Genomic DNA, 15,430 nt, shown 5'->3' with positions numbered 1-15,430 from the left:
AGCCGGGCATTGCCCGGCTTTTGTGTTGGAAGCGCTGCGGCGGAGGCTAGAACTTGCCGGAGTTGCCCCAGGTTTCGCGCGGGCCGATCTCTTCTTCGTTCATCCAGAGTTCAACAATCTTGCCGCCTTCCACCCGGTAGACATTGAAGACGGCGATGTCTTTGCCCAGGGCGTGCCGCTTGCCATAGGTGACGACGAAGTCGCCCTGTCCCACGAGCTGCATGAGCATTTCGTACCTGCCGGTTTCTTCCAGGGCCAGCCACTGGGCGAGACCTTCGCGGCCGGTGCCGACCGTCGCCGCATGCTGGATCGCGTCCTCGGCAACGAAATGATGCAGCTTGTCGTGCCGCCCTTCCTGCAGAACCTGCTTGGTGTATTCCTGCACCAGTGACTTGTTGGTCTCATGGGCCGCCCCATGATCAATCTCCGTGGTGCCGCCGACCATATGGGCGCCGGAGCGGGTCTCGGCGACGAAAGGGGCAATCGTGTCCCAATGCTCCAGCACCAGGCCCTCCGGATCGGTGTAGAAGAGATCCATCGTGACCCATTCCGCCGCGCCCTTGTTGAGCGACTGATAGGCACTGCAAAACACCCAGGGTCCGTCTTCCAGAATACGAACGATCTCGATGTCGCGGACGGGATTGCGCTCGACGAAAGGCTCGAAGAACGCGAGAAATCCCTCGGTTCCATCGCCGACCCCCGTTGAGTGCTGCGTGTATCTGTGCCCGGTGTATTTGGTCACCGCCTCCCGGGCGTTACCGCCGGCAATGCCCTCAAGATAAAGTCGGCGAACATTCTCAAGACCCCTCCCCACGTGACGTGTCTCCCCTGTTTTTAGCCGTGGTAGGCTTGGCTGACGGCGAAGCTGTCTTCGAACCAATGCCAGAGGACGACCTGCCCGTCGCGGACCTTGGCACGCAGAGCGAAGGTGAATTCGCCGGTCTCCTTGCCAGTTTTGGTCGCTATGGCGTTCATTCTACCAAAGACGGCAACCGTGCTGCCGGAGGCAAAGGCATCAGTGTTTTCCCAAAGCGTGGTCTTCAGGTTTGACGAGAAGATACCGAGAAACTTGAAAATCGCCTCTTTGCCCTTGGACTCGCCAATCCACGGCAGGCTCGTGTCGCCTTCATTGTGCCAGACCATGTCGTCGGCCATCAGGGCGGACATCTTGTCCATGTCGCCGGCACCCATGGCGCTCATGAAGGCCATGACAGTGTCGAGCGAAGCCTTGCTCTCCGCGTCCATCTCCTGCGCGCCGGCCGATTGGACGAGTGTAAGAGCCAGGGCGGTGCCCAGCGATGTCTTCATCAATGTTCTGCGGTTCATGTCAGTTTCCTCCAAAGGTATTCTTGAACGCTTTTCCCCTCCGGGCCGGACGGGCGTTAACTGGTGGCCTTGAGCGCCGCGAAATAGGCGTCCCAGGACTGGTGAGGCCGTCCTGCGGCTTCGGCAAATTGGCTCGGGTTGTCAAAGGCTCCGGCGCGGATGCCCGCGTAAATGCCGGTGATGACCGTTCCGAGGAATTCGCCGAGTTCGGCGGTTCGGTCCTGTTTGAATTCTTCGACGCTCATGGGGCGATAGACGAGAGAGGTGCCGAAGGCCGCGTTGATGCGATCGGTCAGGTCCGCCTGGGTCAGTGGCGCGCCGTGGAGGTTGAAGACCTGCCCGTTGTGCACGTCGCTGGTCAGCAGCTGCGCATAGGCAGCGCCCAGCTCGGCGCGGCTGGTGTAGCCACAGCGGCCATCGCCGGCGCAGTTGGCGATTTCGCCGGCTGCCTGATAGGAGCCGATGTAGTCGATGTCCGGTTCGATATAGATGCCGTTGCGCCCGACGATCCAGTTCAGCCCGCTCTCGCGCACATCCTTTTCCGTCTGCCGGTTGCTCTGGACCACTGGCGAAAAGCTGGTGCCCTCGTCCGGTCCCTGCACACTGGTGTAGACGATCTTGGAAACACCAGCCGCCTTGGCCGCTTCGATGACATTGCGATGCTGGCCGATGCGCTTGCTCGGCTCATCCATGCCGGAGACCAGCAGAACGGTATCGACCCCTGGCAAGGCCTGTTCCAGACCGGCGCGGTCCTCATAGTCGCCCTTGCGCACCACCACGCCAAGATCGCTGGCTTTCTCTGGCGTTCGAGCCAGCGCGATGACCTCGTCAGCGCCATCCCTGGCAATCAGGGCCTCGACGATGGCGCGTCCCAGGTGGCCGCTGGCGGCCGTAACGGCGATGGTTGCCATTGCTGTTTTCCTTTGGGTCCAGGCTCAGGGCGCGGCATTGCCTTCGGCGGATGCCGGGCTGGTGGCGCTGGTTGTTTTCCAGATGCGATAGATCTCCAGGCCCGCCAACGGCACGAAATGCACCAGTGCGGGACCGAAATTGGAGTGAACGAAGAGCCAGTGAAGAAGGGTCGCGACCGCCGCAGGATAGACAAAACGCTGCAGCGTTTTCCAGGAACGGCGCAGCAATCGGACGGAGGCATCATTGGAGGTGATCGCCAGGGGCACGAAGATGATGAAGGCCACCCAGCCGGTCCAGATGCCGAACTTGACCATATCGGCCATGACGGCGGACAAGGATCCCAAGTCGATCACATAATAAAGCGTATGCAAGGCGGCATATCCGAAGGCGGCCACGCCGAGATAGCGCCGCCGCCGCATCAGCCACAGGACCAAAGCGGACTTCGGAAACAGCATCCGCAGGGGCGTGAGCATCATCGCAATGATCATGAAACGGGCGGCGAATTCACCGGTCGGGTGAAGCAGCGGCTCCAGGTCGCCGCCGGACAAGGCGCCGTTGATCATGGCAATGGAGGGCAGGGCAAGAAGCGCCCAGAAGCTGTAGGGCGAGTTGAGCAGCGATTTCAGCATAGTTCTCTCTTGCCTCCGGAAGTCTCTTCCTGCTGCCTAAGATAAGGATGTTTTGATTGTTTGCCTTGATGGGATAAATTGGAAAATCCATCTCATCAGATCGAAAGATGACTTCCATGATCGACGACCTTCGCGCGCTCGCCATCTTTGCCAAGGTTGCTGAGGCTGGCAGCTTCAGCGCAGCGAGCCGGGCGCTTCGATTGTCGACCTCGGTGGTCAGCCATCATGTGAAAGGCCTGGAGACCCGCCATGGCGTCTCGTTGTTTCACCGCTCGACCCGGGCCCTGTCCCTGACCGGCGATGGCGAGAGGCTGCTGGCATCGGCCAACCGCATGGTGGCGGCGGCCGAAGAAGGACTGGACGCCATCGCTGACGTGAGCGGCGGGCCGACGGGCGCGCTTCGGTTGACGGCTCCCGCCTTTCTGGTGGGAAGTCCGCAGGAAGCGGCAGTTTGGCGCTTTGCGCGTCGCCACCCGAATGTTGCGGTGACCCTTCACGGCAACGACAAGCAGGTCAACCTGGTCGCCGAAGGCTACGATATGGCGATCCGCCTCGGCCTTATGTCCAACAGCAGCCTGAGAAGCCGCAAGATCGGAACCTTCGAGCGCACCCTGGTCGCAGCGCCGTCTTACCTCGAGACCATCAAGAAACCGGTCACGCCCGAGGATCTTGCCCATTGCAATTTTGTGCTGATGGACATGCTGCCGGAGAAGTTTCTTCTCAAAAGGGGAGCGGAAGAAATCACCGTGCAGCCAGAGCAATCGCGTGTTGTGGTCAATTCCGTCGGCGGAGCCCGGTCGGCCGTGCTCGCCGGACTGGGCATTCAGAAATTGCCCTTGAGTGAAATTGAGGAGGATCTGGCGGCCGGCAGACTGGTCAAGGTCCTGCCGGACTGGACGCTGCCGACTTTCAACATCTACGCCGTCTGGCCTGCCTCCAGCCGCCGCAGCAGCCTGGTGAGGCTGCTGCTGGAGTTCATTCTGGAAGAGGACTGAATGACGGCCGGGCGCATGCTCAATGCTCTCCCTTGCACTGACCATGATCCCCGAAGGCCTTCAGGACGTCGCAGTCGGCGACCGTGTGGTCGCCGCTGCAACTGTTGGCAATGCGTTCAAGTTCCGCCTCCAGTCGGCGCAGCTGGGAAATCCGGTCGCGCACCGATAGCAGCTGGTCTCGCGCAATTCTGTCGGCCTGGTCGCAAGGCTGATCCGGATGGCCGCTTAGGTCCAAAAGTTCGCGTATGGCGCTCATGGGCAAACCGAGATCTCGGCCATGTTTGATAAAACGCAGCCTTTTGAGATCTTTCTCGCCGAAACGGCGCTGGTTGCCGTCGGTGCGAAGGGGGGCGGAAATCAGGCCTTCCTGCTCGTAGTAGCGAATGGTGGTGACCTTCACGCCGGCTTGCCGGGACAAATCTCCGATAGAAAAAGTCATGCTGCCTCTTGAACCTCCAGTCACTAGAGGAAGTACATAAGGTATCGAAGCCGCAATTTCGAGATCTTGAGGAGAACCTGATGGGTTCCTGTTGTGACAATAAGGCGACGTTCGATGGCCTGTCGACGGACTACAAGCGCCGCCTCTGGATTGTGATCGCCCTGAACGGGGGCATGTTTGTGGTGGAGATGATCGCCGGCCATGCTGCCGGGTCGAAGGCCTTGCAGGCCGATGCGCTCGATTTTTTCGGCGATGCCGTCACCTATGGCATTTCGCTGGCCGTCATCGGCGCATCCTTGAAGGTCCGGGCTACGGCAGCTCTCGCCAAGGGCTTCAGCCTTTTGCTCATGGGGCTGTGGGTCGCAGGATCGACGCTCTACCAGCTGCTCGTCCTCGGCGTGCCCGAAGCAGGCGTGATGGGCGCGATCGGTTTTCTGGCGCTGGCAGCCAACATCGCCAGCGTGCTGCTGTTGATGAAATACAAGGATGGCGATGCGAATGTCCGCTCCGTCTGGCTCTGCTCGCGCAACGATGCCATCGGAAATGTCGCCGTGATGCTGGCAGCCCTCGCGGTCTGGGCGACCTCGACCGCATGGCCTGACCTGATCGTCGCAGCGCTCATGGCAACATTGTTCGTCAGCTCAGCCGCGCAGATATTGCGTCAGGGACTAAGCGAGTACCGGCATGAGGGCCAGACTGATCGCGTGAAGGCCAAACCGGCGCCTTGAAGAAAGCTCAGTAGAAGCAAGCAAACCCGAAGCAAACAGGTCCGAACCACGCAGGCGTTCCGCTACTTGGCGGCGCCGCTCTTCAGCTTCGGAATGACCGTTATGTTGCGTGTGACCTCAACCGGCAGATCGTTGGTCGCGATGGCAACCTCGGGAACTTCGGTCGTCTGGGCAACGGTCATTTTGGTCTTGGCTTTGGCGGACTTCGACCACTCACAGGCCAGCGCCGGAGAAACGGCGAATGCGGTAAGGGCGAGAGCTGCAACACTTGTTTTAAGGCCACGCATGGGTCACCTCCATCGAGTGAGCACCGCACACCGTAGTGCGGCTAACGTGAGGTTAGGCGAAACGCTGAAAAGTGCAAGGGGAAGACGGTCTCGCGGTCCTTCTTGCTTGAAGGCGGCCTACTGAAAATGCTGCAGCCAGGCGGCCGTGCGTTCCCTGTCCCGCTGGTCGTAAGACCGCAACGCCTCATCCAGATCCCCGCCTTCAGACATGGCTTCGTCATTTGCGATCTGGGTCAAACGCATTGTGTACCAGGCCGTTACGCCGCCTTCTGGCGGATTTGAGAACCGCGGAAATTGAGGATCCCGTGCCTTGTCGCCCTTCCAGGTATTCGGCAAGTCAGGATCAACAATCAAGGCGCGGGCGAGGCCTACAACATCGACGGTTCCGCTTGAAACAGCTTCTTCGGCCTGCGCGAGGGTTTTGAAACCGCCTGTGAGCATCAGTGGCTTGGTGGTTTCCTTGCGGGCAGCGCGCGCAAAATCGATAAAATACGGCCCCTTGCCGCCACTGTCGGAGGCTGATTTTGCGCCCGGAAAATAGGTCCCGCCGCTGATGTCGATCAGATCGATGCTGGTCTTCTCGAGGGCTCTGACGACAGCCAGGGCGTCCGCCTCCTGAAATCCGCCTTCCAGCTGATCGGACGAGTTGAGCTTCACGGCGACCGGAAAACCAGGTCCGACGGCAGTCCGGACAGCGTCGATACACTCCAGCAGAAGCTTCATGCGGTGAGAGACAGCGCCACCATAGTCATCCGTTCGCCGGTTGAAGAGCGGGGATAGAAACTGGCTGAGCAGGAACCCATGAGCGGCATGGATCTGGACGCCGCCGAAATTCGCCTTCTGAGCCAGGCGCGCAGTCGCAGCATATTGCGCTGGCAAAGCCCTGATTTCCTCAAGACTCAGTTCAGCGCAGGTGAGACCGGGCAGGTTCAGGCCGCTCGGCCCCTTTGGCTGACTGATCGGGGGATAGGCCATGGCGCCGGCCTGGCCCAACTGTGGCCAGAGCTGCATCCCGTCGCCTGCGCCGTGCTCCGCCAACTCGGCAAATCGTTCAAGCTTGGCGTTGCTGTCGAGAACAAGATTTCCCGGTTTTTCGGCAAAGCCGGGATCGACTTGAACCTCGCCGATAATGGAGAGCCCGACGCCACCTTCGGCCCAGCGTTTGTAAAGCCGCGCCTGGGCGCTGGTTGGATGTCCGGTTCCGTCGCCGAGGGAATCCGACATCGCGGACTTTGCAATCCGGTTCTTCAAGGTCAGGCCGCACGGCAGCGTCAATGGGTCAAAAAGCGGATTATGGCGACTGCCATCTGCTGGATTGCTCAAAAGTCACGGTCCCCAATGGTTCGGCAAGATAGCTTGAAAAGGCAGTCAGGTTGGTCGGGCACGCCAGTCAGCGTGTCGCTTTTCCGTCTTCCATGCGAGGCTGGCTGCGACATCAAGCAAAGTCAATTGCGACCGGCAGCGACTGAGGCGCAAACCAGGCAGGTGGTCACTGCAGGGTGACGGTCCTCAGAGCCGTTTCAGGGAATAGGACTTGAGCCGCTCGGGCTGGGAGCCGTCATTCGTGATGTTGGTGACGAAAGCGTCGAGGTTCTCGCCAATCTTCCGGACATCAATGATCTTGCTGCTGAGAAAACCGATGAGCAGGACCCGGAGCCCACCTCCATCGCGAAGCTCTGCCTTGGTCCAGCCCCACTTGCAATCGCGGGGCGTGCATTTCGTGAAAGCCCGAATGCGCGCGAACACCTGGTCATCCTGGCATTTCGTCTCGACTTCGAGGCGGATCAGTTCTTTGGCTGCAGCGTCGGGATTGACCCAGATGCCATGTTCCGGCAACGGGCAATAGATCCGGGCTTCAGCGGAAGCGCCGAACAGGAAAAAAGCGGAAATGAAAGGCAGAAGAACAGCCAGCAAGCGCACGATCGCATCTCCTTGGCGGAGAGCCTGTTCTCAAAGCGTTAGGGAAACGTTAACGCCTGGACGATGCTGCTAGAGTGATGCTGCTTGGGGAGGGTGCGACCGGTTCCACGAAGGCGCTTGCCTCTAGCGTGGAACCCGATCGAATGTCTCACAACAGGCGCTGGGCCAGTCGGGGCACCTTAGCGCTTGGCGCGTGCGCCCGGGACCAAACCTTCGCGCTGAGCGAGCTTGCGCGCAGCCTTGCGGGCGCGGCGGACAGCTTCGCCCTTTTCGCGGGCACGCTTTTCGGATGGCTTTTCGTAGGCACGGCGTGTCTTCATTTCACGGAAGACGCCTTCACGCTGGAGCTTCTTCTTCAGAACGCGAAGGGCTTGGTCGACATTGTTGTCTCGTACGAGGACTTGCAAGTTGTCTCCTTTGTCTGTTCTTGGCCGCTCTATGAAAATGGCATCGAGGCCATAGACAAAGGGCAGCAGCTAAGGGCACGGCGCGCGAGGGGCGTGCCAGGAAGGCGCGACCCTATCAACATTTTCGCAGAATGCACCCCCCCAAAGCGCAGAAAAGGTGCCCTCTGTGCGTTTTTTTGCCCGGCTTTGCATCTATCTGCGAGGGTGGGCCTTGTCGTAGGCTTCAAGCAGGCGCGTTGCGTCGATTTCTGTATAGACCTGGGTGCTTGAGAGGCTGGCGTGGCCCAGAAGCTCCTGGATCGTACGAAGGTCGCCACCGCCGGCAAGCAAGTGGGTTGCGAAGGAATGGCGCAGCGCGTGCGGCGTGGCGCTGTCGGGCAGGCCGAGGACGCCGCGGAGCTTCTCCATCGCGAGTTGAACGGCCCTCGGATTGAGCGGCCCGCCACGCACGCCCCGAAAAAGCGGACTGTTCGCTGTGACCGCGTGAGGACAGAGCTTTAGATAAGTCTCGATCGCTTCGGTAACGACTGGCAGGATCGGCACGATCCTCTCCTTGCCGCCCTTGCCGATGATCCGCATGCTTTTTGCGCCCTTTTTCGGCGCCGTGCGGCCGGTCAGGGACAAGGCTTCGCTGATGCGCAGGCCACAACCATACAGAAGCGTTAGTACAGCCGCGTTGCGCGCTTCGACCCAGGCTTCTGTTTCCATGGCAAGGTCGCCGCTGATGACATCAGCCGCATCGCGCACGGCGACCGGCTTGGGCAGGGATCGGGCCTGGCGCGGCGGGCGAATTGCATCTGAAGCGGCCGCGTTTACTTCGCCGCGCTTTTCCAGAAACTTGAGAAAGGACCGGATGCCGGCCATGCCACGCGCCAAGGACCGGCTTTGGGCACCATCGCGCCGGCGCCGGGCCATAAAGCCTCTGAAGTCGGCTGGCTTCAGGTCGCGCAGATCGGCAAGGCGCGGAGGAGCTCCCAGATGATCGGTGAGGAAGCGCAGGAACTGACGAATGTCGCGCTCGTAGGCGATCAGGGTTTTGTCAGCCAGCCGTCTCTCGTCAGAAAGATGGTCCAGCCATTGCCTGACCCGCGCATTGAGATCAGGCGCGGCGATGACAAGGAGGGAGGTGGCTGCGGCAGATGAGGACATGCAGCCACTCTACTGCGCGCAAGTCATCGATCGGTTAATCGGTGAGCAAAACAAAACGGCCCGACAAATGCCGGGCCGCTGGTCTCGTTTGCGAGAAGATCTTTAGACGATCTTCTGGCCGGTCTTCGCCCAATCTGACAGGAAGGCTTCAAGGCCCTTCTCGGTCAGCGGGTGCTTGACCAGACCCTTGAGTGTTGCCGGCGGAACAGTCGCGACATCTGCGCCGATCAGCGCACATTCCTTGACGTGATTCGCTGTGCGGATGGAGGCGGCGAGGATTTCGGTGTCGAAGCCGTAGTTGTCGAAGATCACGCGGATTTCGCGGATCAGCTCCATGCCGTCGACGTTGATATCGTCCAGACGGCCGATGAACGGCGAGACGTAGGTGGCGCCGGCCTTGGCGGCCAGAAGCGCCTGGTTGGCGGAGAAGCAGAGGGTCACATTTGTCTTGTGGCCCTTTTCCGTCAGCGCTTTACAGGCCTTGAGGCCTTCAAGGGTAAGCGGCAGCTTGATGACGACATTGTCGGCGATCTTCACCAGTTCGGCGGCTTCGCTCATCATCCCGTCATAGTCGGTTGCAGCGACCTCTGCGGAGACATCGCCATCTGTGATCTTGCAGATCTCGGCGATGACTTCCTTGAAATCGCGGCCGGATTTGGCGATCAGTGACGGGTTGGTGGTCACGCCGTCAAGCAGGCCGGTGGCGGCCAGTTCCTGGATCTCGGCGGTCTCTGCGGTGTCGACGAAAAACTTCATGGGCTTGTGCTCCCTGGTGTGTGCCCGTTAAAGGCACGGGCCGCCGACCGTATTTCAATTGTTGAACCGGACGGCGATTGAGTCTCTGATCCCGGTCTCTTTACCGTAGGATGAGGTCCAGAAGAACCCCTGATTCGATTTGACGGGATTCTTTTTGGGGTACGTACCTCATTCGGAGGTCGACTGTCCGGGAAATCAGCGGTTTCGCCGGACCGGGACCGAGGAAGACCACTCTGTGCGACACCGCAACCGGCATTGGAAAGAAGACGCGCGTGCTGTTTGAAGACGATCCGGCGATGAAGGAAACGATTGCGAGCGTGTTGGTGCCGGTGGCCGTGCCCGGGGCTTACACCTATCGGGTTCCGCAAGGGGTCACAGTTGTGCCCGGGTCGATCGTCAAGGTGCCGCTCGGGCCCAGAGAAGTGCTCGGCGCTGTCTGGGATGGCGAGCCGGACGCCGCGATCAATCCCAAAAAACTGAAACTCATCAGCCACGTGTTTGAAAAGGCAAGGCCGCTTGATGACGAGCTGCGCCGGTTTGTCGATTGGGTGGCGAACTGGACGCTTTCGCCGCCGGGCATGGTGTTGCGCATGGTCCTGAGGTCGGAAGAGGCGCTTCAGGAAGAACCGCCGGTCCCGGGCGTGCGGAAATTGGAGGGCCGGGCCCCCGAGAGGATGACGCCTGCCCGCCAGCGTGTTCTGGAAACCATGCAGGAAGGTCTTGCCTGGACCAAGAGTGGCCTTGCCCATGCGGCCGGTGTCAGCGCTTCGGTGATTGACGGCTTGTTGCAGCAGGACGTGCTGGAGGTGGTGTCACTGCCCGCCGCGCCGCCGCCGCCCATGCCTCAGGTTGATTTTGCCGAGACGAAGCTCATGCCCGCCCAGCAGGTGGCCGCTGACGGGCTGGTCGCAAGTTTCGACCAGGGGTCGGCTGTCTCGCTGATCGATGGGGTAACCGGGTCGGGCAAAACGGAGGTTTATTTTGAGGCCATCGCAGAAGCATTGAGACGCGGCAAGCAGGCGCTGGTTCTTCTGCCCGAGATCGCACTGACAGAACAGTTCTTGCGCCGTTTCGAGCAACGCTTCGGAACCTATCCTGCCGAATGGCATTCGGAGATCACGACGAAAAAGCGGGGCAGGACCTGGCGCGGCGTCGCGAATGGGGACGTCCGCGTCGTGATAGGCGCGCGCTCGGCCCTGTTTCTGCCGTTCGTCGATCTCGGTCTAATCATCGTCGATGAAGAGCACGATGGTGCTTTCAAGCAGGACGACAGGGTTCCCTACAATGCGCGCGATATGGCCGTGGTTCGCGGCCATCTGTCCCGCTTTCCCGTGGTGCTGGCCTCCGCGACGCCCTCAGTGGAGAGCCGCGTCAATGCGGACCTTGGACGCTACACCCGGTTCGAGCTGCCCGAGCGGGCATCCGGCGCAGCTCTGCCCGAGCTTCGCGCCATCGACATGCGCAACAATGGTCCGGACAGGGGGCGTTGGATCGCGCCTGAGCTGCTGGAGGCCATGAAAGAGACCTTTGCCGATGGTGGGCAGTCGCTTCTCTTCTTGAACCGACGTGGATATGCACCCCTGACGCTGTGCCGGACCTGCGGGCATCGGTTTCAGTGTCCTCACTGCAGTGCCTGGTTGGTCGAGCACCGCTTCCAGAACCGTCTGGTCTGCCATCATTGCGGTCACTCGGAAACGGTTCCCAAGACCTGTCCGTCATGCAATGCGACCGATTCTCTCGTGGCCTGTGGGCCGGGTGTGGAAAGAATCGCCGAAGAGGTCGAAAGCCTTTTCCCTCAGGCGCGCACCCTCATCCTGTCGTCGGACCTGCCGGGGGGACCGGAGCGTTTGCGCCGGGAGATGAAGGTCGTTGAAGAGGGAGGGGCAGATATTGTCATTGGCACACAGCTTGTCGCCAAGGGGCACAACTTCCCGAAAATGAAACTGGTCGGGGTGATCGATGCGGATCTGGGGCTCGCCCATGGCGATCCTCGTGCAGCGGAAAAGACCTTCCAGCTCCTAGCGCAGGTTACGGGGCGCGCTGGGCGCGTCACCGGCGGAGGGCGTGGCTTCCTGCAGACCTATTCGCCGGATCACCCGGTGCTGAAGGCCTTGATGTCCCAGGATCGGGACGCCTTCTACACAGCAGAAATTGAAGCACGCAGGGCTGCCGGCCTGCCGCCCTTCGGCCGTCTTGCAGCGCTTGTCATCTCAGGGCCTGAAAAGATGGCAGCGGAAGGATATGCCCGCGCGCTGGTCCGGGCCGCGCCCAACGAGGGGGCGGTCACGCTTCTGGGCCCGGCAGAGGCTGCGCTGGCAATGGTGCGCGGCCGCTATCGCTTCCGCCTGCTTCTGATCGCGCCCCGCCAGTTCGATCTCCAGGGCTATATCAGACACTGGCTGGCCAATGTGCCCAAGGCCACCAAGGGACTGAGGGTCCAGGTCGACATCGATCCGCAGCATTTTCTGTGACCGCTAGATCCATTCGGTTTCCCTCCTGCACATAAGGCTTGGCGTCAGGGGAATAGGTTGAGGCTTTGAAAGTGCTCTTTCTTCCATCGGCCTTACGCATTTCAAGACCGGCAATTCCGGCTGCCGGCGGCTGACCGATACGAAAGAAGGCATAGCCGGTTAAACGTTGAATGATCTGGGTTTTCGGGTGCCATTGGCAAAAAACACCACGGAATCCGCAAGAACCGCCTTTTGGCGAAGTTGCACACGCCGAAACCCTGTGCTAATTGAGGCGCGGCTTAGGGGGAACGGTTCTGCCGTATCACCTTGTGACCCTGAATTCACTAATTATTCCAAAGACTTGCTTCCAATACTGGTTTGCAGGGCTTCGGAATGCGTCAGAGAGCTCGGACCTGGTGACTGACAACGTATCTCTCGTATCCGGCGTGGCTAAGCGTTATGCGTCCGCCCTCCTCGACTTGGCCGAGGAAACTGGTGTGACCGCCGATGTGGAGCGCGATCTTGGCAACTTCGAGGGCTTCCTCGCAGAAAGCTCTGATCTCGACCGCCTCGTGAAAAGCCCCGCTTTCAGTGCTGAAGAGCAGCTTAATGCGCTCACGGCACTTCTCGACAAGGCCCAGATCTCTGGCCTTGCCGGCAACTTCGTGAAGCTGGCGGCCCGCAACCGGCGCCTCTTCGTGCTCCCTGACATGATCAAGGCCTTCCGGGTCCTGCTGGCTGAAAAGCGCGGCGAGGAAACGGCTGAGGTCGTCTCGGCAGCTGAGCTGTCTGATGATCAGGTTACTGCCCTGAAAGAAGCGCTCTCGGCGTCTTCGGGCAAGTCCGTAAATATCTCGGCGAAGGTTGATCCTGCTCTGATCGGTGGCCTTGTGGTCAAGGTCGGTTCCCGCATGATCGATACGTCGCTGCGTACCAAACTCAATTCCCTCAAGTTCGCGATGAAAGAGGTCGGCTGATGGATATTCGGGCCGCGGAAATTTCCGCTATCCTCAAGGACCAGATCAAGAGCTTCGGCCAGGAAGCCGAAGTTTCTGAAGTTGGTCAGGTGCTGTCCGTCGGTGACGGTATTGCTCGTGTGTATGGTCTGGACAAGGTTCAGGCTGGTGAAATGGTCGAGTTCCCGGGCGGCGTCCGGGGCATGGCTCTGAACCTGGAAAGCGACAACGTTGGTGTCGTTATCTTCGGTTCTGACCGCGGCATCAAAGAAGGTGACACGGTCAAGCGGACCGGCGCCATCGTTGAAGTTCCGGTCGGCAAGGCTCTGCTTGGCCGCGTCGTCGATCCGCTCGGCAACCCGCTGGACGGCAAGGGCCCGATCGAGGCAACCGAAAAGCGCCGCGTGGACGTCAAGGCTCCCGGCATTCTGCCGCGTAAGTCTGTTCACGAGCCGATGCAGACCGGCCTCAAGGCAATTGATGCGCTGATCCCGGTTGGTCGTGGACAGCGTGAGCTTGTCATTGGTGACCGTCAGACCGGTAAGACCGCGATCATCCTCGACACCTTCCTGAACCAGAAGCCTCTGCATGCAGGCGACGACGAAGATGCAAAGCTGTACTGCATCTACGTTGCTGTCGGTCAGAAGCGCTCCACGGTCGCTCAGTTCGTGAAGACCCTGGAAGACGCTGGCGCGCTGGAATACTCCATCGTCATCGCCGCAACCGCATCGGACGCAGCACCGCTGCAGTTCCTGGCGCCGTTTGCCGGCTGTGCGATGGGCGAATTCTTCCGCGACAACTCCATGCATGCCGTGATCGGTTATGACGATCTGACCAAGCAGGCCGTGGCCTACCGTCAGATGTCCCTGCTGCTTCGTCGTCCGCCAGGACGTGAAGCTTTCCCTGGTGACGTTTTCTACCTTCACTCCCGTCTGCTCGAGCGTGCAGCGAAGCTGAACGAAGACAACGGTTCCGGTTCCCTGACCGCTCTGCCGGTCATCGAAACCCAGGGCAACGACGTTTCCGCGTTCATTCCGACCAACGTGATCTCGATCACCGATGGTCAGATCTTCCTTGAAACCGATCTGTTCTACCAGGGCATCCGCCCGGCCGTGAACGTTGGTCTCTCGGTTTCCCGCGTGGGCTCTTCCGCTCAGATCAAGGCGATGAAGCAGGTTGCTGGTCCGATTAAGGGTGAACTTGCCCAGTATCGTGAAATGGCCGCTTTCGCCCAGTTCGGTTCCGACCTTGATGCCACGACCCAGCGCCTGCTGAACCGTGGTGCGCGTCTGACCGAGCTGCTGAAGCAGCCTCAGTTCTCGCCGCTCAAGACGGAAGAACAGGTCGCGGTCATTTACGCTGGCGTGAACGGCTACCTCGACAACATTGCGGTTGATCGTGTCGGTGACTTCGAAGAAGGCCTGCTGCTCTTCATGCGCGGCGAGCACAAGGAACTCCTGGACGCGATCTGGGAAAAGAAGGCGCTTGACGCTGATCTGACGGAAAAGCTCAAGGCTGCGCTCGACGCGTTCGCCAAGAACTTCGCCTGATCACGCAACCGGGATAAGGAGCAGGGGCGGCCATGCCGAGCCTGAAGGACTTACGAAACCGCATCGCTTCCGTGAAGGCGACGCAGAAAATCACCAAGGCCATGCAAATGGTGGCCGCGGCGAAACTGCGTCGTGCTCAGGAAGCTGCGGAGGCTGCACGGCCCTATGCGGAACGCATGGAGCAGGTGCTTGCCAATCTGGCGGTTGCTTTTGAAGGCCGCGATGACGCCCCGAAGCTGATGTCCGGTACAGGCAAGGATCAGGTCCATCTCCTGGTTGTTGCCACGGCGGAACGCGGTCTTTGCGGCGGCTTCAACTCGAACATTGCAAAGCTCGCACGCGACAAGGCGCGCAGCCTCATTGCTGAAGGCAAGACGGTGAAAATCCTTTGCGTCGGCAAGAAGGGCTTCGATGCCATCAAGCGCGAGCTTGGCCAATACGTCATCAAGACGATTGAGCTGCGCGGTATGAAGAATGTTGCATTCTCCAATGCGGACGAGATCGGCGCCGAGTTGCTGTCGATGTATGCCGACGGCGAATTCGATATCTGCACACTGTTCTACTCCAAGTTCGAATCTGTGATTGCGCAGGTTCCGACTGCTCAGCAGCTGATCCCGGCAGACCTGCCGACTGATGCTGCTGGCGGCGAAGGCGGAGCAGCAGCTGTCTATGAGTATGAGCCGGATGAGGCAGAGATCCTTGAGGATCTGCTTCCGCGCAACATCTCCGTTCAGGTCTTCCGGGCGCTGCTTGAAAACGCAGCTTCGGAGCAGGGTGCCCGTATGTCCGCGATGGACAACGCGACACGCAACGCTGGCGATATGATCGACAAATTGACGATCAGCTATAACCGTCAGCGCCAGGCACAGATCACGACGGAATTGATTGAAATTATCTCGGGCGCTGAAGCGCTCTGATCGGATCGA

General features: G+C 60.2%; 17 protein-coding genes. 6 read left to right on the top strand and 11 right to left on the bottom strand.

Annotated features, from left to right (window positions below; genetic code table 11):
* Positions 1-46: 46 nt before the first annotated feature.
* The 4 genes from IG617_RS21915 to IG617_RS19815 are packed head-to-tail and all read right to left on the bottom strand — an operon-like array spanning position 47 to position 2,867.
* Complete coding sequence (locus tag IG617_RS21915; protein WP_192110957.1) at positions 47-814, bottom strand: nuclear transport factor 2 family protein; 768 nt, start codon at positions 812-814, stop codon at positions 47-49.
* Between the two features lie 20 nt (positions 815-834).
* Positions 835-1,326, bottom strand: a complete 492-nt coding sequence (locus IG617_RS19825; RefSeq protein WP_209008627.1) for a nuclear transport factor 2 family protein — start codon at positions 1,324-1,326, stop codon at positions 835-837.
* Between the two features lie 56 nt (positions 1,327-1,382).
* A complete protein-coding gene (locus IG617_RS19820; RefSeq protein WP_192110956.1) occupies positions 1,383-2,237 on the bottom strand; it encodes an SDR family oxidoreductase in 855 nt (284 codons plus the stop codon).
* A 24-nt stretch (positions 2,238-2,261) separates the two neighbouring features.
* Positions 2,262-2,867 carry a protein-methionine-sulfoxide reductase heme-binding subunit MsrQ gene (locus IG617_RS19815; RefSeq protein WP_192110955.1) on the bottom strand — a complete coding sequence of 202 codons (606 nt, stop codon included), beginning with the start codon at positions 2,865-2,867 and terminating at the stop codon, positions 2,262-2,264.
* A gap of 116 nt (positions 2,868-2,983) precedes the next feature.
* On the opposite strand from IG617_RS19815, the gene IG617_RS19810 reads away from it, so the two are divergent.
* A complete protein-coding gene (locus tag IG617_RS19810) occupies positions 2,984-3,862 on the top strand; it encodes a LysR family transcriptional regulator (protein ID WP_192110954.1) in 879 nt (292 codons plus the stop codon).
* A gap of 19 nt (positions 3,863-3,881) precedes the next feature.
* Here IG617_RS19810 and IG617_RS19805 read toward each other — a convergent pair whose 3' ends face one another.
* On the bottom strand, positions 3,882-4,301 hold the full coding sequence (locus tag IG617_RS19805; protein WP_192110953.1) for a MerR family transcriptional regulator: 420 nt from the start codon (positions 4,299-4,301) through the stop codon (positions 3,882-3,884).
* A gap of 80 nt (positions 4,302-4,381) precedes the next feature.
* On the opposite strand from IG617_RS19805, the gene IG617_RS19800 reads away from it, so the two are divergent.
* The gene (locus IG617_RS19800; protein ID WP_192110952.1) at positions 4,382-5,029 is read left to right on the top strand and encodes a cation efflux transmembrane domain-containing protein; all 648 of its coding nucleotides are present in this window, start codon (positions 4,382-4,384) and stop codon (positions 5,027-5,029) included.
* Between the two features lie 62 nt (positions 5,030-5,091).
* Here IG617_RS19800 and IG617_RS19795 read toward each other — a convergent pair whose 3' ends face one another.
* From IG617_RS19795 to fsa, 6 genes are all read right to left on the bottom strand, one after another.
* On the bottom strand, positions 5,092-5,316 hold the full coding sequence (locus tag IG617_RS19795; RefSeq protein WP_192110951.1) for a hypothetical protein: 225 nt from the start codon (positions 5,314-5,316) through the stop codon (positions 5,092-5,094).
* A 117-nt stretch (positions 5,317-5,433) separates the two neighbouring features.
* On the bottom strand, positions 5,434-6,639 hold the full coding sequence (locus IG617_RS19790) for an NADH:flavin oxidoreductase/NADH oxidase family protein (RefSeq protein WP_192110950.1): 1,206 nt from the start codon (positions 6,637-6,639) through the stop codon (positions 5,434-5,436).
* A gap of 186 nt (positions 6,640-6,825) precedes the next feature.
* Positions 6,826-7,236 (bottom strand): hypothetical protein, encoded by a 411-nt coding sequence (locus tag IG617_RS19785; protein ID WP_209008626.1) that lies wholly within the window; start codon positions 7,234-7,236, stop codon positions 6,826-6,828.
* A gap of 179 nt (positions 7,237-7,415) precedes the next feature.
* Entirely contained in the window at positions 7,416-7,643 is a 228-nt protein-coding gene (rpsU, locus tag IG617_RS19780; protein ID WP_192110949.1) for a 30S ribosomal protein S21, read from the bottom strand.
* Between the two features lie 192 nt (positions 7,644-7,835).
* The gene (locus tag IG617_RS19775; protein WP_192110948.1) at positions 7,836-8,792 is read right to left on the bottom strand and encodes a tyrosine recombinase XerC; all 957 of its coding nucleotides are present in this window, start codon (positions 8,790-8,792) and stop codon (positions 7,836-7,838) included.
* Positions 8,793-8,894: 102 nt separating this feature from the next.
* A complete protein-coding gene (gene fsa, locus IG617_RS19770) occupies positions 8,895-9,548 on the bottom strand; it encodes a fructose-6-phosphate aldolase (RefSeq protein ID WP_192110947.1) in 654 nt (217 codons plus the stop codon).
* 296 nt (positions 9,549-9,844) lie between these two features.
* On the opposite strand from fsa, the gene IG617_RS19765 reads away from it, so the two are divergent.
* The 4 genes from IG617_RS19765 to IG617_RS19750 all read left to right on the top strand — a co-directional run bounded on the left by IG617_RS19765 (position 9,845) and on the right by IG617_RS19750 (position 15,421).
* Positions 9,845-12,019 carry a primosomal protein N' gene (locus IG617_RS19765; RefSeq protein ID WP_209008652.1) on the top strand — a complete coding sequence of 725 codons (2,175 nt, stop codon included), beginning with the start codon at positions 9,845-9,847 and terminating at the stop codon, positions 12,017-12,019.
* Positions 12,020-12,414: 395 nt separating this feature from the next.
* Positions 12,415-12,975, top strand: a complete 561-nt coding sequence (locus IG617_RS19760) for a F0F1 ATP synthase subunit delta (RefSeq protein WP_153770410.1) — start codon at positions 12,415-12,417, stop codon at positions 12,973-12,975.
* Positions 12,975-14,504 (top strand): F0F1 ATP synthase subunit alpha, encoded by a 1,530-nt coding sequence (gene atpA, locus IG617_RS19755; RefSeq protein ID WP_153770411.1) that lies wholly within the window; start codon positions 12,975-12,977, stop codon positions 14,502-14,504. Before IG617_RS19760 ends, atpA begins: the two co-directional genes overlap by 1 nt.
* Positions 14,505-14,536: 32 nt before the next feature.
* Entirely contained in the window at positions 14,537-15,421 is an 885-nt protein-coding gene (locus IG617_RS19750) for a F0F1 ATP synthase subunit gamma (protein ID WP_192110945.1), read from the top strand.
* Positions 15,422-15,430 lie beyond the last annotated feature (9 nt).

It is taken from the genome of Roseibium polysiphoniae, from assembly GCF_014842925.1.
GTDB classification, from domain to species: Bacteria; Pseudomonadota; Alphaproteobacteria; order Rhizobiales; family Stappiaceae; genus Roseibium; species Roseibium polysiphoniae.
This window is presented reverse-complemented; position numbering and strand designations above follow the sequence as displayed.